The 21335-nt window shown below is 60.0% G+C and carries 19 protein-coding genes; 12 read left to right on the top strand and 7 right to left on the bottom strand.

Annotated features, from left to right (window positions below):
- Window positions 1-141 precede the first annotated feature (141 nt).
- The 6 genes from PH562_RS17875 (at window position 142) to lpxK (ending at window position 6010) form a co-directional block, all read left to right on the top strand.
- Window positions 142-1494: a TldD/PmbA family protein gene (locus PH562_RS17875; protein WP_285174417.1), complete on the top strand. Its 1353-nt coding sequence runs from the start codon at window positions 142-144 to the stop codon at window positions 1492-1494.
- Between the two features lie 27 nt (window positions 1495-1521).
- The gene (locus tag PH562_RS17870) at window positions 1522-2328 is read left to right on the top strand and encodes a 3'(2'),5'-bisphosphate nucleotidase CysQ (RefSeq protein WP_285174416.1); all 807 of its coding nucleotides are present in this window, start codon (window positions 1522-1524) and stop codon (window positions 2326-2328) included.
- 61 nt (window positions 2329-2389) lie between these two features.
- The gene (locus tag PH562_RS17865; RefSeq protein ID WP_285174415.1) at window positions 2390-2635 is read left to right on the top strand and encodes a DUF4170 domain-containing protein; all 246 of its coding nucleotides are present in this window, start codon (window positions 2390-2392) and stop codon (window positions 2633-2635) included.
- Between the two features lie 180 nt (window positions 2636-2815).
- Window positions 2816-4135, top strand: coding sequence for a lipid IV(A) 3-deoxy-D-manno-octulosonic acid transferase (waaA, locus tag PH562_RS17860; protein ID WP_285174414.1), 1320 nt, complete (start codon window positions 2816-2818; stop codon window positions 4133-4135).
- Window positions 4136-4147: 12 nt separating this feature from the next.
- The gene (locus tag PH562_RS17855) at window positions 4148-4879 is read left to right on the top strand and encodes an HAD family hydrolase (protein ID WP_285174413.1); all 732 of its coding nucleotides are present in this window, start codon (window positions 4148-4150) and stop codon (window positions 4877-4879) included.
- Window positions 4880-4963: 84 nt separating this feature from the next.
- Complete coding sequence (lpxK, locus tag PH562_RS17850) at window positions 4964-6010, top strand: tetraacyldisaccharide 4'-kinase (protein ID WP_285174412.1); 1047 nt, start codon at window positions 4964-4966, stop codon at window positions 6008-6010.
- 26 nt (window positions 6011-6036) lie between these two features.
- Here the strand turns inward: lpxK and PH562_RS17845 are convergent, their stop codons facing one another.
- A complete protein-coding gene (locus tag PH562_RS17845) occupies window positions 6037-6267 on the bottom strand; it encodes a DUF2093 domain-containing protein (RefSeq protein WP_069612411.1) in 231 nt (76 codons plus the stop codon).
- A gap of 161 nt (window positions 6268-6428) precedes the next feature.
- Window positions 6429-8261 (bottom strand): DNA mismatch repair endonuclease MutL, encoded by a 1833-nt coding sequence (gene mutL / locus PH562_RS17840; protein WP_285174411.1) that lies wholly within the window; start codon window positions 8259-8261, stop codon window positions 6429-6431.
- A gap of 344 nt (window positions 8262-8605) precedes the next feature.
- Between mutL and PH562_RS17835 the strand changes: the two genes are divergently transcribed.
- Together PH562_RS17835 and PH562_RS17830 are read left to right on the top strand one after the other, a co-directional pair.
- Complete coding sequence (locus PH562_RS17835) at window positions 8606-10339, top strand: response regulator (RefSeq protein WP_483315360.1); 1734 nt, start codon at window positions 8606-8608, stop codon at window positions 10337-10339.
- A 127-nt stretch (window positions 10340-10466) separates the two neighbouring features.
- Window positions 10467-11822 carry a putative bifunctional diguanylate cyclase/phosphodiesterase gene (locus tag PH562_RS17830; protein WP_285174410.1) on the top strand — a complete coding sequence of 452 codons (1356 nt, stop codon included), beginning with the start codon at window positions 10467-10469 and terminating at the stop codon, window positions 11820-11822.
- 85 nt (window positions 11823-11907) lie between these two features.
- On the opposite strand, the gene PH562_RS17825 is transcribed toward PH562_RS17830, so the two are convergent.
- The 5 genes from PH562_RS17825 to PH562_RS17805 form a co-directional block, all read right to left on the bottom strand.
- A complete protein-coding gene (locus PH562_RS17825) occupies window positions 11908-12525 on the bottom strand; it encodes a PRC-barrel domain-containing protein (protein ID WP_285174409.1) in 618 nt (205 codons plus the stop codon).
- A gap of 357 nt (window positions 12526-12882) precedes the next feature.
- Entirely contained in the window at window positions 12883-13770 is an 888-nt protein-coding gene (locus tag PH562_RS17820; protein ID WP_285174408.1) for an SMP-30/gluconolactonase/LRE family protein, read from the bottom strand.
- 3 nt (window positions 13771-13773) lie between these two features.
- The gene (locus tag PH562_RS17815; RefSeq protein ID WP_285174407.1) at window positions 13774-14409 is read right to left on the bottom strand and encodes a 2-dehydro-3-deoxy-6-phosphogalactonate aldolase; all 636 of its coding nucleotides are present in this window, start codon (window positions 14407-14409) and stop codon (window positions 13774-13776) included.
- A complete protein-coding gene (locus PH562_RS17810; protein WP_113233170.1) occupies window positions 14409-15341 on the bottom strand; it encodes a 2-dehydro-3-deoxygalactonokinase in 933 nt (310 codons plus the stop codon). The genes PH562_RS17815 and PH562_RS17810 overlap by 1 nt, the downstream gene beginning before the upstream one ends.
- Before the next feature lie 37 nt (window positions 15342-15378).
- On the bottom strand, window positions 15379-16149 hold the full coding sequence (locus PH562_RS17805) for an SDR family NAD(P)-dependent oxidoreductase (RefSeq protein WP_285174406.1): 771 nt from the start codon (window positions 16147-16149) through the stop codon (window positions 15379-15381).
- 125 nt (window positions 16150-16274) lie between these two features.
- Here PH562_RS17805 and PH562_RS17800 point away from each other — a divergent pair, with 125 nt between their 5' ends.
- From PH562_RS17800 to PH562_RS17785, 4 genes are all read left to right on the top strand, one after another.
- Complete coding sequence (locus PH562_RS17800) at window positions 16275-17084, top strand: IclR family transcriptional regulator (protein WP_285174570.1); 810 nt, start codon at window positions 16275-16277, stop codon at window positions 17082-17084.
- Between the two features lie 321 nt (window positions 17085-17405).
- Window positions 17406-18146, top strand: coding sequence for a helix-turn-helix transcriptional regulator (locus tag PH562_RS17795; RefSeq protein WP_374820194.1), 741 nt, complete (start codon window positions 17406-17408; stop codon window positions 18144-18146).
- A gap of 622 nt (window positions 18147-18768) precedes the next feature.
- Window positions 18769-19923: an iron-sulfur cluster carrier protein ApbC gene (gene apbC, locus PH562_RS17790; protein WP_285174405.1), complete on the top strand. Its 1155-nt coding sequence runs from the start codon at window positions 18769-18771 to the stop codon at window positions 19921-19923.
- A 414-nt stretch (window positions 19924-20337) separates the two neighbouring features.
- Window positions 20338-21315, top strand: coding sequence for a magnesium transporter CorA family protein (locus PH562_RS17785; RefSeq protein WP_285174404.1), 978 nt, complete (start codon window positions 20338-20340; stop codon window positions 21313-21315).
- Window positions 21316-21335 lie beyond the last annotated feature (20 nt).

The following is a 21335-nucleotide window of genomic DNA, read 5'->3' as shown; positions in this document are numbered from 1 at the left end:
CTTTCCGTGGGGCAGGCGGTGTTGCGACGCGCGGCCATCATAAACAACCATGCGTGAAGGGATTAGAACAAGAATCGGCTTTGCCGCCCTTGATGCTTTATGTAGTGCACAATAAATGGAACGCGAAGGAAAGGCCAAGTCATGACCTCAGAAATCGATTCCGCCACTCTGCTTTCCCGCGCCGGCCAGTTGATCGATCTTGCCCGGAAAGCCGGCGCGGATGCGGCCGATGCTGTCGTGGTGCGATCGCGTGCCCATTCCGTCAGCGTCCGCCTCGGCAAGGTCGAGGGCACCGAATCCTCCGAGAGCGACGACTTTTCGCTGAGGGTCTTCGTCGGCAACCGTGTCGCTAGCGTTTCGGCCAATCCCGGCTTCGATCTCAACGCTCTTGCCGAGCGCGCCGTGGCCATGGCCAAGGTTTCGCCGGAAGATCCCTTCGCCTGCCTTGCCGATGATGCCGATCTCGCCAAGAGCTACTCGGACCTCGAACTGTTCGATCCGACCGAGGTCTCCACAGAGCAGCTGCGCGAAGCGGCGCTTGCGACCGAAGCGGCAGCCCTTGCCGTTCCCGGCGTCACCAACTCCTCCGGCGCCGGCGCTTCGGCTGGCATGGGCGGGCTTGTGCTCGTCACCTCGCATGGTTTTGCCGGCCACTATATGGGCTCGCGCTTCGGGCGCTCCGTCAGCGTCATTGCTGGTGAAGGCACTGGCATGGAGCGCGACTATGATTTCGATAGCCGCCTCTATTTCGCCGATCTCGATGCGGCCGAGGAGATCGGCCGCCGCGCCGGCGAACGTGTGGTCAAACGCCTCAATCCGCGCCAGGTTCCGACGGACAAGAACGTCACCGTCGTTTTCGACCCGCGCGTAGCGCGCGGCTTCGTCGGCCATATCGCCGGTGCTATCAACGGCGCTTCCGTCGCCCGCAAGACCAGCTTCCTGCGCGACAAAATGGGCCAGCAGGTATTGAAGGCCGGGCTTTCGATCACGGACGATCCGCTGATCGTGCGCGGGCCATCCTCGCGCCCCTTCGACGGCGAAGGCGTGTCGGGCAAGCGGCTTGTTATGATCGAGGACGGCGTGCTGAAGTCCTGGTTCCTGTCCACGGCGACGGCGCGGGAAATCGGCGGCGGGCTGAAGACCAACGGCCGCGGTGTGCGCGGCGGCACGTCCGTATCGCCTGCTTCCACCAATCTGGCGCTGGAACCCGGCGATATTTCGCCCGAGGAGCTGATCCGCAACGTCGGTACGGGCTTCTATGTTACCGAGCTGATCGGCCAGGGCGTCAACATGATAACAGGCGAATACAGCCGTGGCGCCACCGGTTTCTGGATCGAGAATGGTGAATTGACCTTCGCGGTTTCGGAGGTGACGATCGCTTCCAACCTGAAGGACATGTTCATGCGTGTGACGCCGGCAAACGACATCGACCGCGATTTCGGTATCGCTGCTCCGACGCTTGCCATTGAGGGCTTGACGCTGGCGGGCCGCTGAGAAACGAGCGGAGATTGGAATTAGTCAATGATCGATAGCAAGGCCGGCCGATTGAGCGACGTGGACCTGATCGTGGGTGCCGCGCTCGAGGCGGGCAAGATCGCTCTCGGTTTCTTCCGGCAATCGCCGGAAGTCTGGTGGAAGAACAACGGCCAGTCCCCGGTCAGCGCCGCGGATTTTGCCGCGAACGAAAGCCTTGCTGCCACGCTTCGCACCGCAAGGCCCGATTATGGCTGGCTTTCCGAGGAAACCGATGACGATGCCGAGCGTCTGAAGCACGCGACCGTCTTCGTCGTCGATCCGATAGATGGCACCAGAGGTTTTCTCTCCGGCCTGGATCTATGGTGCGTCAGCGTTGCCGTCGTCACAGACGGCCGGCCGGTGGCGGGTGTCCTCTATGCGCCGGCGCTGGACGAGCTCTTCGTGGCGACGGCCGGCGGTGAGGCCCTTAAGAACGGCAAACCGATCCGCGTTTCGCAAAGGGTCTGCGATGATGTTCATCGGCTGGCGACCGGCGAGGACATGCTGAAGGGCTTCGACCCGGATTTTCGCAAGACGGTCGAGCGTGTGAAGCACGTGCCGTCGCTTGCCTATCGTCTCGCCATGGTGGCGGACGGCAGGCTGGAGGGAACGATCGTCAAGCGCAACTCGCATGACTGGGATCTCGCCGCCGCCGATCTCATTCTGGAGCGGGCCGGCGGCGCGCTTGTGGACCTTTCGGGCAATACCCTCAGCTACAACCGCGCCGAAGTATCGCATGAAGAGCTCTGCGGTGCATCGGCATCGCAATTACCTGAGTTTCTCCGCCAGCTTTCACATCGACGAGACGGTTGACCTTTCGGTCAAAATCCCGCAGATGAAGGGCGGAGGGGGACGACAGCAGAAAGAGACGAAAATGACTGATACCAGCGGCAAAAAGCAGCTCCTGCACCTTGTCTTCGGCGGTGAATTGGAAAGCCTCGAAGAGGTCCGGTTCCGCAACCTCAATGAGCTCGATATCGTCGGCATGTATCCCGATTATGCAAGCGCGTTGACGGCGTGGAAATCCAAGGCGCAGCAGACCGTTGACAACGCCCATATGCGTTATTTCATCGTCCACCTGCATCGCTTGCTCGATCCGCAGGAAAAAGCGGCATCCTGAGCTCGCCTCGCACCAAATTTTGCATTTGATATCTCTATCCGGTACAGCCTCGTCGCTTTAAATCCGGTCATGAAGCAGTATCTTTGACACAATAAGAACGAAAATTCGGCTGTTTATTCGGCCGTTTGATAATCGGGATTTGGCATTGATGGTGATCAGCTGGGGTAGGAGGCGAACGAAATGAGTAGCCTCAGGGCGCGTCTTGCCTTGAGCGCCTATCGCTTTGGTGGAATCGCCGTCTATCCGTTTATCGGGCCTTATCTCGCCGTCCGCGCGGCCAAGGGCAAGGAAGATAGTTCCCGCAAACTGGAGCGCTCGGGTTATGCGAGCGCCAACCGTCCGCAGGGGCCGCTGATCTGGTTCCATGCCGCAAGCGTGGGGGAAACCTCGGCCGTCATTCCGTTGATCCGCGAGATCCGTCGCCGCGACATTCACGTCATCCTGACGACGGGCACGATGACCTCGGCCAAGGTTGCGCACCAGCGCCTTGGCGAAGAAGTCATCCATCAATACGTGCCGCTCGATCTCAAGCCCGCTGTGAAGCGCTTCCTCGAATACTGGCAGCCCGATTGCGCCATTTTTGCCGAATCCGAGATCTGGCCGACGACGATCATGGAGCTTGGCCGCAAGCGAATCCCGCAGATCCTCGTCAATGCCCGCATGTCGGATCGATCCTTTGAACGCTGGAGCCGGCATCTCTCGCTTGCCGAGGCGTTGTTTGAAAATCTGGCGCTGGTCGTGGCCCAGTCCGACCTCGATGCCGAACGCTTCCGCGATCTCGGCGCTTTGCAGGTTCTGAAATCGGGCAATCTCAAGGTGGATACGGACGCGCCGTCCTACGATGCGCCGACGCTTGCCAGCTACACGAAGCAGATCGGCAACCGCAAGACCTGGGCCGCTGTCTCCACTTTCGAGGGCGAGGAGGGCGCTGCAGCCTCCGTCCATTCGATGCTCAAGGAGCATAATGGCCAACTCACCATCATCGTGCCGCGCCATCCCGAGCGCGGCGACGCGATCGAGGCGATGCTCGTGGAGCAAGGCCTGAAAGTGGCGCGCCGCACCCGCAACGACATCCTTTCGCCCGATGTCGATGTCTTTCTCGGCGATACGATCGGCGAGATGGGACTCTATCTGCGGATGACCGAAGTTGCCTTCATGGGCAAGTCGCTGTTCAACGAAGGCGGCCAGAACCCGCTCGAGCCGGCCATGCTCGGCTGCGCGATCCTGACGGGCGGTCATGTCCAGAATTTTCGCGACTCCTATCAGTTGCTCGCTCGCCGCGGCAGCGCCCGCATGGTGCGCGATACCGAGATGCTGGCGCGCGGCGTGCATTATTTGCTTACCAACGACACGGCACGACGCGGTATGATCGATGCCGGCTTCGCAGCCGTGCATGAAATGCGAGGCGCGCTGGCCGCAACGGTCAAGGGCCTTGAGCCCTATATCAATCCGCTTTCGGTCAAGGCGCGGCTGATGCCGAAGACGATGGCGAACGGATAAGAAGGGAAGGGTATGACAGCGGCGAAGCTGGGAGCGATTGCGGGCATTCTTTTCGACAAGGACGGCACGTTGCTCGACTATGACCAGAGCTGGCTGCCGGTCAATCGTGAGCTCGCCAGGATCGCTGCTCAGGATGACCCGATCTTGGCAGATCATCTTTTGTCCGCTTGTGGTATGGACCCGATCACAGGCCATATCGTGCCCGACAGCCTGCTCGCGGCCGGCAATACCAGGCAGATCTCCGAGGGGTTGGTGGCTGCCGGCTCGAAAGTAAGCGTCACGGAGCTCGTTGAAAAGCTCGACGCGCTTTTTGCGCATGCGGCCGATTTCTCCTCGCCCGTCACCGATCTCGCCGCCTTCTTCCAGCGCCTGCATGAGCGCGGATACAAGCTCGGTGTCGCCTCCAGCGACAATGAGCGCTCCATCCGCCAGACGGCGCGCCGCTTCGGCTTCATCGACTATATCGATTACATCGCCGGCTATGACAGCGGCTTCGGCACGAAGCCGGAGCCGGGCATGGTGCTCGGCTTCTACGCGGCGACTGGTCTTTCGCCCGCACAGGTCGCCGTCGTCGGCGACAACAATCACGATCTCCATATGGGCCGCAACGCCGGCGTCGGCCTGACCGTCGGCGTGCTGACGGGCACCGGCTCGCGCGAGACGCTGACGGCCGCTTCGGACTATTGCCTCAACGACATTACCGAGCTGGAAGGCCTGCTCATGCCTGTGGCGCAATCGGCCTGATCCTGGCAGTGGCTTGCTTTTTCACGCAATCTGGCCTTTCTTGCCGCTTTGTTGCAGGCACGAGAATAGGGCTGGACTAGACGCATGGTATCGGAAGCCCCACCCTTCTGGTGGCGAAAGCCGGATTGGCGTGCCTGGGGGCTCTCACCCTTTTCGTTCCTATACGGCCGTATCGCCGGGCATCGCATGGTGAATGGCAAACGGGCTTCCGTGCCGGTGCCTGTTATCTGCGTCGGTAATTTCACGGTCGGCGGCGCCGGCAAGACGCCGACGGCGCTTGCGCTCGCTCAGGCTGCCAAGGCAAAGGGGTTGAACCCGGGCTTTCTGAGCCGCGGCTATGGCGGTTCGCTTGATGTCACGACGATCGTCGATCCCTCGCATCATCATGCCACGGCCGTTGGCGACGAGCCGCTGCTGCTCGCCCGCGAGGCGCTGACGGTCATTGCCCGTCGCCGAGCCGATGGTGCGGAAAGGCTGGTGCGCGAGGGCGCCGACCTCATCATCATGGATGACGGCTTCCAGAGTGCGCAGCTTGCGATCGATTACGCGCTGGTGGTGATCGATGCCAGCAGAGGCATCGGTAATGGCCATCTCGTTCCCGGCGGTCCTGTGCGTGCGCCACTGCGCACGCAGCTCCTCTATGCGTCCGGCCTGCTGAAAGTCGGCGAGGGTACTGCCGCCGATCGTGTCGTTCGACTTGCGGCAAGGGCGGGGAAGCCCTTCTTTTCTGCAAGCGTCAGAGTGCGCGGGCAGGAGGATTTGCGCGGCCGCAAGGTGCTGGCCTTCGCCGGAATCGCTGACCCGGCGAAGTTCTTCCGAACCGTGGAAACGCTGGGAGCGGAGATCGCCGTCCGGCGCAGCTTCGGAGATCACGAACATCCCGGCGAGGACGAGGTCGCCGATATGCTCGACATCGCCTCGCGCGAAGGCCTGGAGATCGTCACCACCTCGAAGGACTACGTGCGCCTGATCGGCCATCATGGCCGGGCCGATGAACTCTTGCGGCGCTGCAGGGTGATCGAGATCGATATGGTCTTTGCCGATCCGCAGGCTCCAGCCCTGATTATCGACAGGGCCATTGCAGCCGCGCGAGAGCGGCGTTTGCGGGAAAAGCACGGCAAAACGGCTTAAAACTAGATCAGCTACTCAGCGAGAAATCAGCGCTTCTGATTGGGCAAGGCGCCGGCGCGCTTTTCGGCTTCGAGCGAGGTGATAACGTCGGCATAAGGCTCCTGCCGGGCAACGCTCCAATAGCGCAGTTCATCGAGCGCAATATGTTTGCCGGTCATGGCGCAGACCACGTAGGAGCCAGGCATCAGGATCTGGAAATCGCCGTCGAGATAGCGAACTTTCGCCTCGCGGTTTCCATGTCCTTCGAAAAGATTCATCTGATGCCGTCCTTGATCTCTGTCATCCATTTGCCATACCGCACTACAGCGCCGCGCGTCAAATATGATGCGCAAAGGTCGCTGCGGCACTTTAAAATTACGCAGCAGGCACAACTTTTCCAGACTATTTCCCGGAAAGTTCCTTTTGGAAACGGCTGAGGCTAGCTGCGCCCGAACAGCCGTTCGATGTCTGTTAGCTTCAACTCTATATAGGTCGGCCTGCCGTGATTGCATTGTCCGGAGCCGGGCGTGGCTTCCATCTGGCGCAAAAGCGCATTCATCTCTTCCGGGCGGAGGCGTCGGCCTGAGCGCACGGAGCCGTGGCAGGCCATGGTTGCCGCGACATATTCCAGCTTGGCGGCAAGCCCCGAGGCTGTATCCCATTCGGCGATCTCGTCCGCCAGCTGCCGAATCAGACCCTGCGCGTCGACCTCGCCGAGCATGGCCGGCGTTTCCCTAACGGCAACTGCGCCTGGCCCGAAGCGTTCGATCGCGAGCCCGAGCTCGCTCAGCTCTTCGGCAAACACCATCAGCCGGTCGCAATCCTCTTCAGGCAGGTCGACGATCTCGGGAATGAGCAGCACTTGCGAGGACAGCCGCTTCGAATGCAGGGCCTTGCGCATGGCTTCGAACACCAGCCGCTCATGCGCCGCATGCTGATCGACGATGACAAGCCCGTTCTCCGTCTGGGCGACGATATAGTTCTCATGCAATTGCGCCCGTGCGGCACCCAGCGGAAAGCGTGCCGGCTCTTCAACTCGCATAGGCTCCGGCGGGGGCGCCACGTCTGCGCGGGCGGTGGGCATGGCAAGGCCGTCGAAGGCGGCCTGCGGTCTTTCCGAGAAACCATGGCCCGTCGGCGTCGCCGGTCTTTCATAGGGGCGGAAGGGCGAGGCTTCGGCGGTCCACGGCGGCGCTGCGGGCGAGGGTCGCCAGCCCGATTGGAAGCCGGAGCGACCGGCGGTAAAGGCGCGCAGCATGCCATCCGCACCAGTCGTGGCCGCCCGGTCGCCCTCGCGCGCTAGCGCTTCGCGAACGGCGCCAACGATCAGCCCGCGCACCAGCCCCGGATCGCGGAAGCGCACGTCGGATTTCGCCGGATGCACGTTGACATCGACCAGCGCCGGATCGAGCCTTAGGGAAAGGACGGCGACGGGATAACGGCCGGAGGGAATGGTCTCGGCATAGGCGCCGCGGATTGCCGAGAGGATCAGCTTGTCCTGCACCGGCCGGCCATTGACGAAGGCATATTGATGAGCAGAGTTGCCGCGGTTGAAGGTCGGCACGCCGGCAAAACCGCTGAGGCTCACATCCTCGCGCACGGCATCGAGCGCGATGGCATTGTCCTTGAAATCGGCGCCCAGTATCTGCGCCATGCGGGCGAGATGATCATCACCGGTCGCTGGAAATTCCAGCGTCGAGCGGTCGCTGCCTGACAGGACGAAGCGCACGCGCGGAAAAGCGATCGCCATGCGCTTGACGACTTCGGTGATCGCCGCCGCTTCCGCCTTCTCCGTCTTCAGGAATTTGAGGCGTGCCGGCGTCGCGAAGAACAGGTCGCGTACCTCGACGATCGTGCCCGGATTGGCGGCGGCCGGGCGTAAATGCAGGACTTTGCCGCCGGCAACGGCGATTTCGGCGCCGCCAGCCGCACCCACCCTGCGGCTTGCGATCGAAAGCTTCGCCACCGAGCCGATGGAGGGCAGGGCCTCGCCGCGAAAACCGAGGGTGCGAATATCCTCCAACGTGTCGGAAATCTTCGAAGTGCAGTGGCGCCGCACCGCAAGCTCCAGATCCGCCTCTTCCATGCCCGAGCCGTTGTCAGTCACTCTCAGCAGTGCCTTGCCGCCGCCTGCGGTCGCGATCTCGATGCGGGTCGCACCGGCATCGAGCGCGTTTTCGATCAGTTCCTTGGCGGCGCTCGCCGGGCGCTCGATGACTTCGCCGGCGGCGATCTGATTGATCAGGGTCTCGGAAAGTTGCTTGATGGCCATGCCTGCATTCTCGTGGATTCGCGGCGGCGAGGGAAGAGGAAAGGCGATTTTGCGGCCTTGATCCACCCGTTTACCTGGGAGCTTTGTTAAGAAATTTAATCAATGTTTAAGGGAATGATGACAGGTTGCGGAGACAGAACTTGAAATGACCGCAGGTGGCGCGTTTCGTGCATGCTGACGGCTCTCGATGGCAGGTTGGTGGCCATCAGTCAAAATGGAGCCAGGTGCCATCTGCTTCAAGTGCCAAGGCCAGCATGCAACTTCCACGAATTTGCCTTGCAGAGCGAATGCCGCTTTGTCGATTTGCCGTGTTGTGAAACTGGTTGAGTGTAGGAATCCGACGAATGACTGCCGAGATTGAAAAGGCAGCTTTGGCAATGATGACGGCTGATACGCCTTTCGGCGGCAGTCTGCAGACGATGTTCTTCGATGCCCTTTGCGATGGTCTTTCCAGCGCCTTTTTCGCCTATGACAAGAACGACCTCTTGCTGTTTGCCAGCCGTCAGGTTCTGAACTTCTTTCCGATTGAGCAGGAATTCCTGAAACCCTCCACGCGGCTGCGCGATTTTCTGAGCGCCGTCTTCGATACCGGTGTCCGCTATCAGCGCAACCAGACCAGAACGGCCGCCAATCGCGACGATTGGATATCGCAGCGCATAGCCACCCATTGGCGCGAACGCTACGAGACGACCGAGCATTTCATCGACGACCGCTGGGTGCGCATCCTCAACCGACGACTATCCTCGGGTATCGGTTTCTGCATCATTTCCGATGTTTCCGAAGTCAGGAAACGCGAAGAGCAATGGCGCGTCGATATGGAGCGCGTGCAGCTAACCGAGGATATCCTCGACAACTTACCCTTTCCGGTTTTCGTCAAGGACCAGAACCTCGTCTACGTCGCAGTCAACCGGGCGTTCTGCGAGAAGTACCAGACGGCAGCGGACGAGGTGCGCGGTCGCAAGAGCATCGATATATTTTCCACCGATCTTGCCAATCGCTTCCATGAGAGCGATCGGCATGTGATCGAGACCGGTGAAATGTCGATCTCGCGGCAGCGCCAGATCGCCCGCGACGGCGTCGAGCGCGACATCGTCACCCGCAAGCAGCGCATCGGCAAACCCGGCCGCCATTTTCTGGTCTGCACCATGCAGGACCTGCCCAAGGATGGCAGCGACTTCGACGAGTTCGCGCTGGCGTCGAGCATTCGTGAAAACAGCGATCGCTCCTATCGCCGCGCCTATGTTCCGATGGTTGCGCTGCAGACCATTTCGCGCCGTCCGGCCGCCATGGAAACATTCGTTCCGGAGAATTTCAGCGGCCGCAAGGTGCTCGTCGTCACGCCGGATTTCGCTGCCGAAACGGCGGCTCTGAAGACGCTCGAGAAATATGGCTTCGAAGCCTGCGTCGTTCACAACGAGAATGAAGAGGCGGCTTTTCTGGATGTGGCGAGCGCGCATGGCGTCAAGATCGACCTGGTCATCGTCGACAACCAGCTCGGCAAGCGCGGGATTGAGCTGGCCGAGCGGCAGAACCTCGCCGCGCTGTCGCTGAATGGATCGCAGCTCGCAACCGAGCTTGCCTTCCTGATCGCGCGTCATTTCAATCGCAACATCCGTGGCGAACTGGGCGAGATCGTCGAGCCGGGACTTGCATCCGAATGGCGGCGTGCGGCCGGTGAGGAGCGCCGGGCGCAAATCCTGGTCGCCGAAGACAATGACATCAATCAGATCGTCTTCTCGCAGATCCTCGAAGGGTTGGGATACAGCTATGTGATCGCCGCAAGCGGTGATGAGGCAGTGCGCCTGTGGCAGGAGCATCGTCCTGAACTGATCCTGATGGACATTTCGCTACCGGGGCTCAACGGTTTTGAGTCTACCCGGCTGATCCGCGGCGCGGAAAAGGGCAGCGGCACCCATACTCCAATCATCGGCGTCCTGACTCAGGCTTTCGAGCGGGACCGCAAGGAATGCGCCGAGGTCGGCATGGACGACGTCATTCTGAAGCCGGTAAGCCCCGACATCATCGAGACCGTCTTTCAGAAATATATGCGTGGTGCCCTGAAGGCGCAAAATAGATAAATGTTACAATGATCTCACCATTGACGGCAACTTATCGCCGGCGCCGAATGACCGTCTTCTTGGCATCCTTTATTAAGACTTCCTCGGCATGCTTTTCCCCCGGGTGGAGAAAAGGTCGGAACCAAATATGAAATCGACTGAGATGCTGCCGGGGCCAGCCAGTCAAGAGCCGCAAGCAATCGCTTATACCGATCCGCTCACCGGGTTGGGCAATCGTCATCGCATGCGCGAGCGTGCGCGCGCGCTTTCACTCGAGCGCGCCGGCGATCCCGCACCCTTTACGATCGGCATCGTCAATCTCGATGCCTTCAAGCCGATCAACGACCTGTTCGGCGTCGAGGCGGGCGATGAGATCCTCTGCCAGGTTGCCCATCGTCTCAAGGCCTGCATACCCGATGGTGCGCTCGTGACGCGTCATGACGGCGATGAATTCGCTTTTGTGCTGCCGCTTGTCTTCGAACGCGTCGGTGCCGAGAAATTCGGGCAAATGATCCGCGAAGTGCTGTCGGCGCCCTATGATCTCGGCGACCGCAATGTCCGCCTTTCCGCATCTTTCGGCTTTGCTATCCACCCTTTCGCTGGAGAAGAGTTCGACGATCTCCTGAAAAATGCGGATACGGCACTCTATCGCTCGAAGCGTCGCGGCCGCGGCCAGATCACCGTCTATTCCAGAGAGATCGCGCAGGAGATGAAGCGTGCGACGCAGCTGGAGCAGGCGCTGCGCAACGCCATCATCTCCGACTCCATCGACGTACACTTCCAGCCGATCGTATCGCTTGCCAACAACATGGTTCTCGGTTTCGAGGCTCTGGCGCGCTGGAACGATCCGGATCTCGGCTTCGTCTCTCCCGCGGTCTTCGTGCCGCTTGCCGAGGAGCGAGGCTTTATCGACGCGCTGTCCGAGACCTTGTTGCGAAAGGCGGCGGAGGCAGCGCTCTCGTGGCCCCGCGAATTGTTCCTGTCCTTCAATCTCTCCTCGGCGCAGCTGATGGATCCCGGCACCAGCAGCAGCATTCTCGCCATCCTGACGCGCGCCGGTCTGGACCCGCACCGCCTCGAACTTGAAATCACGGAAACGGCCGTCATGAGCTCGGCCGATACGGCTCATCGCATCATTGCCGATCTTCGCGCCGTCGGCGTACGCATCTCTCTCGATGATTTCGGCACCGGTCAGTCCAGCCTTGGGCGCTTGCGCGAGTTCATCTTCGACAAGGTCAAGATCGACCGGGCTTTCGTCTCGCGCATGAATTCGGACAGGGCCTCCGAACATATCATCAAGGCTGTTCTTGCCATGTGCGAAGGGCTTGATCTGCGTGTTGTCGCGGAAGGTATCGAGGACCATGCCGAAGCGGCGAAGCTGAAGGCGCTGGGCTGCGCCATGGGGCAGGGTTACTACTTCGGAAAGCCGGTCGACGGTGCCGGGGCGCTGCGCTACCTGCAGACCCATTATTTTGATCTCAGCCACGAACGCGAAATCGCCTGATTCTGAAAAGCGGGTCCGAAAAATGTCAAAGAGGCGGCGATCCGTAAGGGTCGCCGCCTCTGCATTTCGTCGATTTTGCCAATATTTACTTATTGGTGGTCGACGAAGTCGTGGTGTTGTCGGTTGCCGGCATCGTCGACGTACCGGACGATTGAGCCGCCTTTTCGGAAGCCTGCATCGAGAGGGTCTTGAACTCCGGTGCGGCCTTCAGGGAATCGGCCGTTTCCGTCGTGGTCAGCTTCACCGTCCCGTCCTGCGGGTTCTGGGTGGCGCTGATCTTATCGAAAGGAACAGCGACGTTTTTCTGGCCCAAGCCAAGGAAACCGCCGACGCCGACGACCGCGGCAACGACGCCTCCCTGCTTCTGCAGGATCAGGTCGTTGATGCTGCCGATGCTTTCATTCTGACCATTATAGACCGACTGGCCCATATAAGTCTTGGCGCTGATCTGATCGGCAGACTGCGTAGTCAGATAGCCAGCCTGGCCACCCGTGGCGGGGGCAGGAGCCTGAGCACTTTTCTGTGCTGCCGAGTTATCAGGTTTGGTGGCATCCGGCGTTGCCGGCGCGCTTTGCGTCACCGGCGCATTATTACCAGCGCCGTTCGATGGCTGTTGCGCCTGGGCAAAAGCCATGGGTGAAAGCACGGACGCCGTGGCAAAGATGGCGCCTGCGGCAACGGAAGTGAAGAGTTTCCCAGTCATCGTGAACCTACCTTTCATTCTGATGGGCATGCTTCGTCATACGCGCATGCTTACCAGCGCGAGTGGAACTTTTGTGCTGCCGGCCCTTATCGTACCGGTCGTAGAAGCAATGGCTCAGGGAGGTTTTGGTTCCGTCAAAAGTTGCAGAAAATTGCTTCATTCAGCTCGAAAGCAAAAGGAATATATTGGGAAATCAATAGCTACGGCTTCAAAAAACAACCAGAAAGATTATTAAGATCGCAGAAAAACGATCCGACTCGGATTTCAATTTTTTCCGAGGCCCAACGTGTCTTGCACCTCACTTGACTCGTTGAAATAATAGCGCCTTCAGCCGGATCGGCTGAAGGCGGTCTTCAATCAAAGCTTGTATGGAGGGTCGAAAACGCCCTTCACCGTCAGGCCAAGTTCCAGAAGAGCACCCGCCTGCGGCTGCATCGAGCGCGCCTCCTCATCCAAGCCTTCCCAGGCAGTGGTCACGGCCAGCCGGTCCGCATTCTTGCCGATGAAGGCCGGGCAGGACGGCTGCATCGCGGGCACGCGATAGCGCTCGATGCGCAGGCCGTCCGGGCTGTATTTGTCGACGAAGCCGGAACCCCAGCGCGCATTCCAGATATAGCCGTCCGCGTCGCAGACCGAACCGTCAAGGCCGCCAGGATCTTCCATGCTGTCGACCATGACGATCGGCTCGCCGGTCGGAAGCCCCGTCTCCGGGTCGACGAGCACGCGCATCAGCTGGCTGACGCGGGTATCGGTGAAATAGCCGATCGTGCCGTCCGGCGAGAAGCAGATGGAATTCGGAATGCTGATCTGGTCAAAGATTTTGGTGACCTTGCCGCCGGCAACATGATAGATGGCGCCCGCCTGCATCTCGGCGCGCTTTCCCATGGTGCCGATCCAGAGCGATCCGGAAACATGCGTGCGTCCGTCATTGGAGCGGTTTTCCGGCTTGTCGGCTTCGATGGCCGTATAGAAGCTCAATTCGCCCGTTCCGATGTTGCGAAGGAAGAGACCTTGTTCGGTTGCGATCATCTGCCGTTCCGCATCGACACGAGCCAGGACGCTCGCCATCATCGGCAGTTCGTGAACCTGTTTCTTGCCGGTCGGCAGGTGCAATTCATGCAGTTCCTTGCCGAGGATGTTGAACCACCAGACGGTGTCGCTATCGGGGTCGTAGGTCGGGCCTTCTCCCAGAACGGAGGAGGTGTTGCAGAGAATATTGCCCTGGAAATCATGAATATCGGTCATAGATCAGGCTCCTACGGCTGCATCATAGGCATAAATGGTGACCTTGGCGCGTTCGGCAACCTCCGCCGCCGTCATTCCCGGCTTGTAAAGGCTGGTGCCGAGGCCGAAGGCGAGCACGCCAGCCTTGGTGTAATCGGCGAAATTCTTGTCCGACACGCCGCCGACCGCCGCAATGACGAGCTCGGGCGGCAAGACCGCGCGAATGGCTGTGATGCCGGAGGCGCCGAGCACGCCGGCGGGGAAGAATTTGAGACCAGTGGCACCGGCGCGGGCCGCCGAAAGCGCTTCCGTGGCGGTGAACACGCCAGGCATCGTCACCATGCCCTTGTCGCGGGCGCGGCTGATAACCGCAGGCTCGACATTCGGCGTTACCAAGAGCTTGCCGCCGGCGCCATCCAGCCTGTCGACGTCTTCCACCGTCAGCACAGTGCCGGCGCCGATCAGGCAATCGGCAGGCGCCATCTTGGCGGCGATCTCGATAGAGCGGAACGGTTCGGGCGAATTCAGCGGGATTTCGATTGCCGTGAAGCCTGTCTCGATCAGCGTGCCGAGAATGTCAGTCGTTTCCTCCGGCTTGATGCCGCGAAGAATGGCAATGAGCGGGCGCTTCATGGGCGGGAAGGGGGTGCGGGTCGTCATCAGCTTTTGCTTTCTTTCTTGAACCAGATCGCTTCGGCCGCGGCGGACAATCCGCGACGGACGGCGGCATCGGCATCGATGGTCTTGTAATTGAGGGAGAGGGTGCGGAAGGCGTCTTCGTAGAGAGCCTGGAGACGGCCGGAGGCGACGAGCGTGATGGCTGCATTCTGCCCTGCCGACGCGCGCGCACCGGCGATTTCCGCACCGATCAGGGTGCCCGAGATCAGCGCCTGTGCGCCTGTGGCCGTAAGCCCGTTCAGGAGCTGGCCGGAGCGGGCCGTAAACAGCAGGTTGGTGACGAGGGCCGGCTTATCCAGGGCCGTCTTAAGGGCGGTCTCGAATGTCTTCGTGTCGGCCGGCATGTCTGCCGCGCCAGCAACGGCATGCGACAGGATGCTGTGCCTGGTAATGACGTCGAAAAGCTCACCCGTCATGAAGGTGGAAAAACCCGTCACCTGGCCATCCAGCACGCGCACCCATTTCGAATGCGTCCCCGGCATGCACACCAGCTGTTCGCCCTTGGCATCGGCCGCAATCGCGCCGAGCAGCTGCGTTTCCTCACCGCGCATGACATCAGGCACCTGCTGGCTTCGTTGCGCGAGTCCCGGCAGGATGCGCACATCGTGGGATTGTCCGGGCACGGAAACGGCCCCGGTCAGGATGGCGGCAAGTGAGGTCGGCGTGTCGATATATCCGGCTTCCACCCAGCCCTGACGCGCTCCGGCCATGCCGCAGACGATGACAGGAAGGGTGTCCGGCGCCGATACGGCATCGAGATGCGTTTGCAGGACCTTGGCAAAGCCGGTCTGAGCCGCCGTGGTCATGCCTTCGCCGCTGCGGCGCTCAGCCAGTATGCTGCCGTCTTCATCGATCAGCCACAGCCGGAAACTGCTGGTGCCCCAGTCCACCGCGACATATGCGGGTTTCGTCATGAGAAATGCTCCAAGTCTTACGTCAGAAATCTTGAGATTAAAAAATACCGCCGTCGACGGTGATGGCTTGCCCGGTCATGGCGCCGGAGCAGTCCGAAGCCAGGAAGAGCACCGGCCCGACCAGATCGTCGGCACTCAGCACGCGCTTCAGGCATTGCCGGCCTATCGTCTTTTCCATGCCCTCCTCGGTCAGCCAGAGGTCGAGCTGCCGCTGGGTGACTATCATTCCGGGTAGAACGGCGTTGACGCGAATGTTCTCGGGGCCGAAGCGCCCGGCAAAGCTCTTGGTCAACCCGATGATGCCCGACTTTGCGGTCGCGTAGGAGGCGAGCTGCGGCGGGTTCATCTTGAAGACGATCGAGGAGAAGTTGATGATCGCGCCGCCGCCAGCGGCGCGCATGCCGGGTACAGCCGCCTGCGAGACGAAGAAGACCTGCTTCAGGTTGATTGCCTGATTGTTGTCCCAATATTCTTCGGTCGTGGTGTCGATATCGTGACGGTCGTCCCAGGCTGCATTGTTGACGAGGACGCGGACCGCTCCGAGATCGGACTCGACCGCCGCAACCGTGCTTTTGATCGCGCCGACATCACGCAGGTCAGCGTGATAGAAGGAAACGGGATGGGCCGATTGGCCTGAAAGCTTAGCCGCCAAAGCCTTGCTCGACTCTTCGATGATGTCGATGAAGGCCACCTTTGCACCCTGTTTGGCGAAGGCTTCCACGAGGCTTGCGCCGATGCCGGAACCGCCGCCGGTGACGAGAACGGTGCGATCTTTCAGATCGGGAAATTGCGCCTGAGTATCCACCAAGATGTCTCCTCCCGGATCAATCGAAGTTCCATTATTCGGAACATAATTTGACTATATGGAATTATCGATCTACCTTTGCACGGTGTCAAGGATAGCGCGGCTCTGCCAGAGATAAATGAATGAGCATGGATCTGGGTTCAGAGGGTGGAAAAAATAAAGGGCATCGCGACCGGGAAACCGGGACGCTGGGAAAGCTCGTCTCCTTGCTCGATCTCGTCGCACTCGCCGATGGCCCGATGCGCTTTACCGACATCCTTTCCCTCTCTGATCAGCCGCGCGGCACATTGCATCGCCAATTGTCGCACCTTGTCGAGGAAGGGCTTCTGGAGGTCGACCGCGATGGTCGTTATCTGATCGGATTGCGTCTCTTGACGCTTGCCTCGCGCAGTTGGGCGCGCAACGAGTTTCGCGCGGTCGCCGAGCCACACCTGCACCGCTTGCAGGAGGTGACCGGCGAAACCGTCCATCTCGGCGTCCTGCGCGGCACGGAGGTCATTTATCTCGACAAAGTCGAGGGGCGCCAATCCGTTCGCATGTATTCGCAGGTCGGCAATGCATCTCCGGCCTATTGTACCGGTGTCGGCAAGGCGGCGCTCTCCGCGCTCGACGATGCCGAGCTTGACGCGAGAATCTCACGCCTCGAATATCACCCTTATACCGAGCATACGCTTCGCGATGTCTCGGAGCTGCTTTCCGATGTTTCGGAGATTAGGGCGCGGGGCTATGCCTTCGATCTCGAGGAACATGAAAGCGGCATTTGCTGCGTTGCCGCGCCGATCCGTTCCGACGATGGACATATGCTGGCCGGTATCTCGGTGACCGGCCCGGCCTATCGCGTCACACTGGAAAAGTTACGGGCATGGGCGCCTTTGGTGGTTGCCGCTGCTGATTCGATCATGACGGATATGCGCAACCGCATGGGGCCTAAGCGCTGACTCCATAAATTTCGCGCAACGGCTGTCGGAAACTCGCGGATTTAATGCTGTAGGCGCCGGATCTTAGCAAAATTGCTCGTTTATCTTGAATTTTACTGTTGAGATATGCGGAAGAACTGCCATTATCCGCAGGTGATTATTGAAGCCATATAGGATTTTGCGAGGTGTTGAGCGGACATACTAGTAACGGGCGTTGATGCAGTCGCGATTTTGGAAAACTTATATTTTGCCGAGCGGCTGAGACAGGCTGCCGTACGATAATCGTGAGGGACAAGAAACGGAAGTTTCGTATTTTTTTCCTCTTTTACATAAAGAAGACTGATGATGGCGGCATTGATACAGGCGGGCATGTCCCCTCGTGGTGAGGACTTTATCGAGGAAATCAGTAGGCTTAAGACGCAGTTCGATGTGTTCCGTTTCATGAAGGGGTTGACGGAGGCCTATCGTTGCCGAGCCTTCATGGTGCTCAATCTGCCGCCTATTACGTCCTCGGACCTGCAGAGCAATTCAGTCATCAACAATTGGCCGGCAGAGCTGCTGTCGATCTACGATCAGGAAAACCTATTGTCGACCAGCCCCGCCCTGCAGCGTCTGCGCGGCTCCACGCTGCCCTTCTTTTATGAGGTAGCGAAAAGCTCCAACCGCGAGGAGAGCAAGTCGCAACTCGTCGTGGCTCTGTTCGAACGTTTCCGCATGACGCGTTTCGTCTATTTCCCGACGCACGATGCCTCCGGTCTTCGCGGCGCGGTTTGTTTGGCTGGTGATCGCGAGCTCTTTTCGATGGAAGAGGTCAAGGACCTTTTCTATATAGCAGTTCATGTCTACGACCGGCTTGCGGAAATCCGCAATCTCGATGTTCGCGTCGTCGATGCCCTGACCGACCGGGAGATCGATTGCCTGAACTGGACGGCCGCCGGAAAGACCAGCGCCGAAATCGCCGAAATCCTGTCTCTGTCCGAACATACGGTCAATCACTACCTCAATCGCGCCACCAAGAAGCTCGACACCGTCAACCGCACTCAGGCCGTCGCCAAAGCTTTGCGCGTCGGATTGATCAAATAACGGCGTCGCCATCTCGATGCGATGATCGAGATTCGAGCAGGGTGTGAATGAATTTTGTGCGCTGCGAATAAAATATAATGAACCCTGCGGCGGGGGTGGCTCATGTCGATTCAGGCGGAACAGCAAATAAGTAATTGAAATACCGTCGTTTCCGGGATTCTCTGAAAACTGGCACGCTTCCTGCTTCTAAAAAGACAGAGGTCCAGAGGGGACTTTGATAACAGCGCCGACGAAACGTGCGCGGATCAAACGACCGTCGCCGATGCCCGTCGCCACAGCTTCTCCCGGCGAAGGGATCGGCGGCGGTTGTTGCTCATTTAACACGCTTAGCAAGTTCGGGCGCGCTCGTGGGAAGATTTTCGCGCCTTTGCCCTATTCCTTTCAGACGAGTGTTCTATGTCGGCGCGCGATCATGTCTTCCCGAATTGGGAGCGCGTTGCGGCTGGTAAGGGTCCTTTATGGACCCGGCGGACCTGCCGGCCGCAACGAAGACGCATTTTATCGACGACGTGCCGGATTTCGTTTGGCGAAGGCCCGCCTCTCTACTATCTAAGCCAGAATGATTTCGGAAAGCGTCCGCCCCATGCGGCCCTGCCGAAAAAGATTCTGCAGTGAGGATGAAATGGCAGACGTCACCAAGGAACAGGTGCTGGAAACGTTGAGGACGGTTCGCGGCCCGGACCTGGAGCACAACATCGTTGAACTCGGCATGGTGTCGGATGTCTTCATCTCCGATGGCAAGGTCTATTTCTCCATCACCGTTCCGGCCGAGCGCGCCAAGGATCTGGAGCCGATGCGTCTTGCCGCCGAGCGGGTCGTCAAGGATATGCCCGGTGTCAAAGGTGCCCTGGTCGCGCTGACGGCTGACAAGAAGGCTGGCGCTCCGGCGCCCCGGCCCGCGGCTGCGCAAGCTGCCCCGCAAGGCCATTCGCATCCTCACCAGCACGCGCCGCAACAGCCGCCCCGCGCCGCCAAGATCGGCGTTCCGGGCGTCAAGGCCATCATCGCGGTCGCCTCGGGCAAGGGCGGCGTCGGCAAATCGACGACGGCGGTCAATCTGGCGCTCGGGCTGCTTGCCAATGGCCTGAAGGTTGGAATTCTGGATGCCGATATCTACGGCCCTTCGATGCCGCGCCTCCTGAAGATTTCCGGACGCCCGACGCAGATCGATGGGCGCATCATCAATCCCATGGAGAATTACGGCCTCAAGGTGATGTCGATGGGCTTCCTCGTCGAAGAGGAGACCGCGATGATCTGGCGCGGGCCGATGGTGCAATCGGCGCTATTGCAGATGCTGCGCGAGGTCGCCTGGGGCGAGCTCGACGTGCTCGTGGTCGACATGCCCCCCGGCACCGGCGACGTGCAGCTCACCATGGCGCAGCAGGTGCCGCTTGCCGGCGCCGTTATCGTTTCGACGCCGCAGGATCTGGCGTTGATCGATGCGCGCAAGGGCCTGAACATGTTCCGCAAGGTCGAGGTTCCCGTCCTCGGCATCGTCGAGAACATGAGCTACTTCATCGCGCCGGATACCGGTGCGCGCTACGATATTTTCGGCCATGGCGGCGCCCGCAGGGAAGCGGAACGCATCGGTGTGCCTTTCCTCGGTGAAGTGCCGCTGACCATGGGCATCCGCGAAACTTCGGATGCCGGCACGCCGGTCGTGGCGGCAGAGCCCAATGGAGTGGTTGCGAATATTTACCGCGAGATAGCAGCGAATGTCTGGAAGCAAGTGGCAGAGGCACCGCAGCGCGCGGCGCCATCGATCGTATTTGAATAATTCACAAAGACATCTGAGCTTTCCGGATAGTGACGGATTGTCTTGTCGGCATCCTGTGCTATGACTTCGCAAGTTTAGCCAAACTGCGGTGAAATCGCGCAATGAAGAGGTTGTGACTTGATTCTTTGCGAGCTTTGCTGCATATGCGCCGCCGGCGTGGAACTGGTCGAGCATTTCCGATGACCGCCCTCCGCCGCATGGTGGTTTTATTTCGTCCGAGCAGGCGGCTTCGCCAGGACGGGCGAAGGATTGGTACAGCAGCGCAATGGAACATGGACACGGATTCCTGGCCGGACCGGCGGGATACGACCGGGGTTTTATGAGCTTTTTTCATTGGCCATTGGTGGGATCGCAGCGAGTGCGCGCAGTGTGCCTCGGCCTTAGCGTCGTCTCCGCTGCTGCGGGAGCGAGCAGTTGATAACTGCCTATTGCTCAGACCAGAAGCGGCTCGAGCTTCCCGATCTTTCAGCTGCCTCCCGGCTGCCGGACAATGCGGTCTGGATCGACATGGTCGACCCGTCCCGTGAGGAGGAAGCCAGCATCGAGCGTCTGCTGGGCCTTGAGGTGCCGACCCGGGAGGATATGAAGGACATCGAGCCATCGAGCCGCCTCTATGTCGAAAACGGCTCCGTCTTTCTCACGGCGTCGCTGTTGTGGAAGGCCGACACCAATCTGCCGATGCTCACCGATGTCGCCTTCATCCTGACGGGACATCGGCTGGTCACCATCCGCTATGCGCAGCCGAAGTCCTTCGCGCTCTTCATCGCGGCGCTGCAGCGCATTCCGCAGGAGCGGCGCACGGGTGTCGCGCTTCTTGCCAAGCTTCTCGAAACCATCGCCGACCGTACCGCCGAGGTCCTTGAACAGACCGTTGCGGGTATCGATATATTGTCGGTGCACGTGTTCGGCGATCGCGTAAAGAAGATCCGCCGCCCGGGCAACTATCTGGAAGAAAAGCTCAAGGACATCGCAGGCTATCACCGTACGCTCAGCAAGGTACGTGACAGCCTGAGTTCGCTGTCCCGGCTGCTGACCTTTCTTCATACCATCCCAGCCATGCAACAGGACCACGAGGCCAGGGAACTGTGTCGCAACGTCTCGCGGGATGTCCAGTCACTGTCGGAGCATGCGTCTTTCGTCGCGGGAAACATCACCTTCCTGCTGGATGCATCGCTCGGGCTGATCAATATCGAGCAGAACGCCATCATCAAGATCTTTTCGATCGCTTCCGTGGTGTTCCTGCCGCCGACGCTGGTGGCGTCCGTCTATGGCATGAATTTCGAGCATATGCCCGAACTGCATTTTGCCTACGGTTACCCGACATCGTTGTTGTTGATGGTGGTTTCCGCCATCGTTCCGTTTTTCTTTTTTCGCTGGAAAGGCTGGCTCTGAGAGTCTAGTGATCCTGAATG

The sequence above is a fragment of the Rhizobium centroccidentale genome (assembly GCF_030182565.1).
GTDB lineage: Bacteria > Pseudomonadota > Alphaproteobacteria > Rhizobiales > Rhizobiaceae > Rhizobium.
Note: the sequence above shows the minus strand (reverse complement) of the source record. Positions and strands in the feature narration are given on the sequence as shown.

Excerpts from the sequence above, each read along its gene's own strand:
- PH562_RS17865 (WP_285174415.1), top strand. The coding sequence starts at position 2,390 with ATGACTGATACCAGCGGCAAAAAGCAGCTCCTGCACCTTGTCTTCGGC.
- apbC (WP_285174405.1), top strand. The coding sequence starts at position 18,769 with ATGGCAGACGTCACCAAGGAACAGGTGCTGGAAACGTTGAGGACGGTT.
- PH562_RS17810 (WP_113233170.1), bottom strand. The coding sequence starts at position 15,341 with ATGACGAAACCCGCATATGTCGCGGTGGACTGGGGCACCAGCAGTTTC.
- PH562_RS17795 (WP_374820194.1), top strand. The coding sequence starts at position 17,406 with ATGATGGCGGCATTGATACAGGCGGGCATGTCCCCTCGTGGTGAGGAC.
- lpxK (WP_285174412.1), top strand. The coding sequence starts at position 4,964 with ATGGTATCGGAAGCCCCACCCTTCTGGTGGCGAAAGCCGGATTGGCGT.
- waaA (WP_285174414.1), top strand. The coding sequence starts at position 2,816 with ATGAGTAGCCTCAGGGCGCGTCTTGCCTTGAGCGCCTATCGCTTTGGT.
- PH562_RS17870 (WP_285174416.1), top strand. The coding sequence starts at position 1,522 with ATGATCGATAGCAAGGCCGGCCGATTGAGCGACGTGGACCTGATCGTG.
- PH562_RS17835 (WP_483315360.1), top strand. The coding sequence starts at position 8,606 with ATGACTGCCGAGATTGAAAAGGCAGCTTTGGCAATGATGACGGCTGAT.
- PH562_RS17800 (WP_285174570.1), top strand. The coding sequence starts at position 16,275 with ATGGATCTGGGTTCAGAGGGTGGAAAAAATAAAGGGCATCGCGACCGG.
- PH562_RS17855 (WP_285174413.1), top strand. The coding sequence starts at position 4,148 with ATGACAGCGGCGAAGCTGGGAGCGATTGCGGGCATTCTTTTCGACAAG.
- mutL (WP_285174411.1), bottom strand. The coding sequence starts at position 8,261 with ATGGCCATCAAGCAACTTTCCGAGACCCTGATCAATCAGATCGCCGCC.
- PH562_RS17815 (WP_285174407.1), bottom strand. The coding sequence starts at position 14,409 with ATGACGACCCGCACCCCCTTCCCGCCCATGAAGCGCCCGCTCATTGCC.
- PH562_RS17875 (WP_285174417.1), top strand. The coding sequence starts at position 142 with ATGACCTCAGAAATCGATTCCGCCACTCTGCTTTCCCGCGCCGGCCAG.
- PH562_RS17825 (WP_285174409.1), bottom strand. The coding sequence starts at position 12,525 with ATGACTGGGAAACTCTTCACTTCCGTTGCCGCAGGCGCCATCTTTGCC.
- PH562_RS17820 (WP_285174408.1), bottom strand. The coding sequence starts at position 13,770 with ATGACCGATATTCATGATTTCCAGGGCAATATTCTCTGCAACACCTCC.
- PH562_RS17830 (WP_285174410.1), top strand. The coding sequence starts at position 10,467 with ATGAAATCGACTGAGATGCTGCCGGGGCCAGCCAGTCAAGAGCCGCAA.
- PH562_RS17845 (WP_069612411.1), bottom strand. The coding sequence starts at position 6,267 with ATGAATCTTTTCGAAGGACATGGAAACCGCGAGGCGAAAGTTCGCTAT.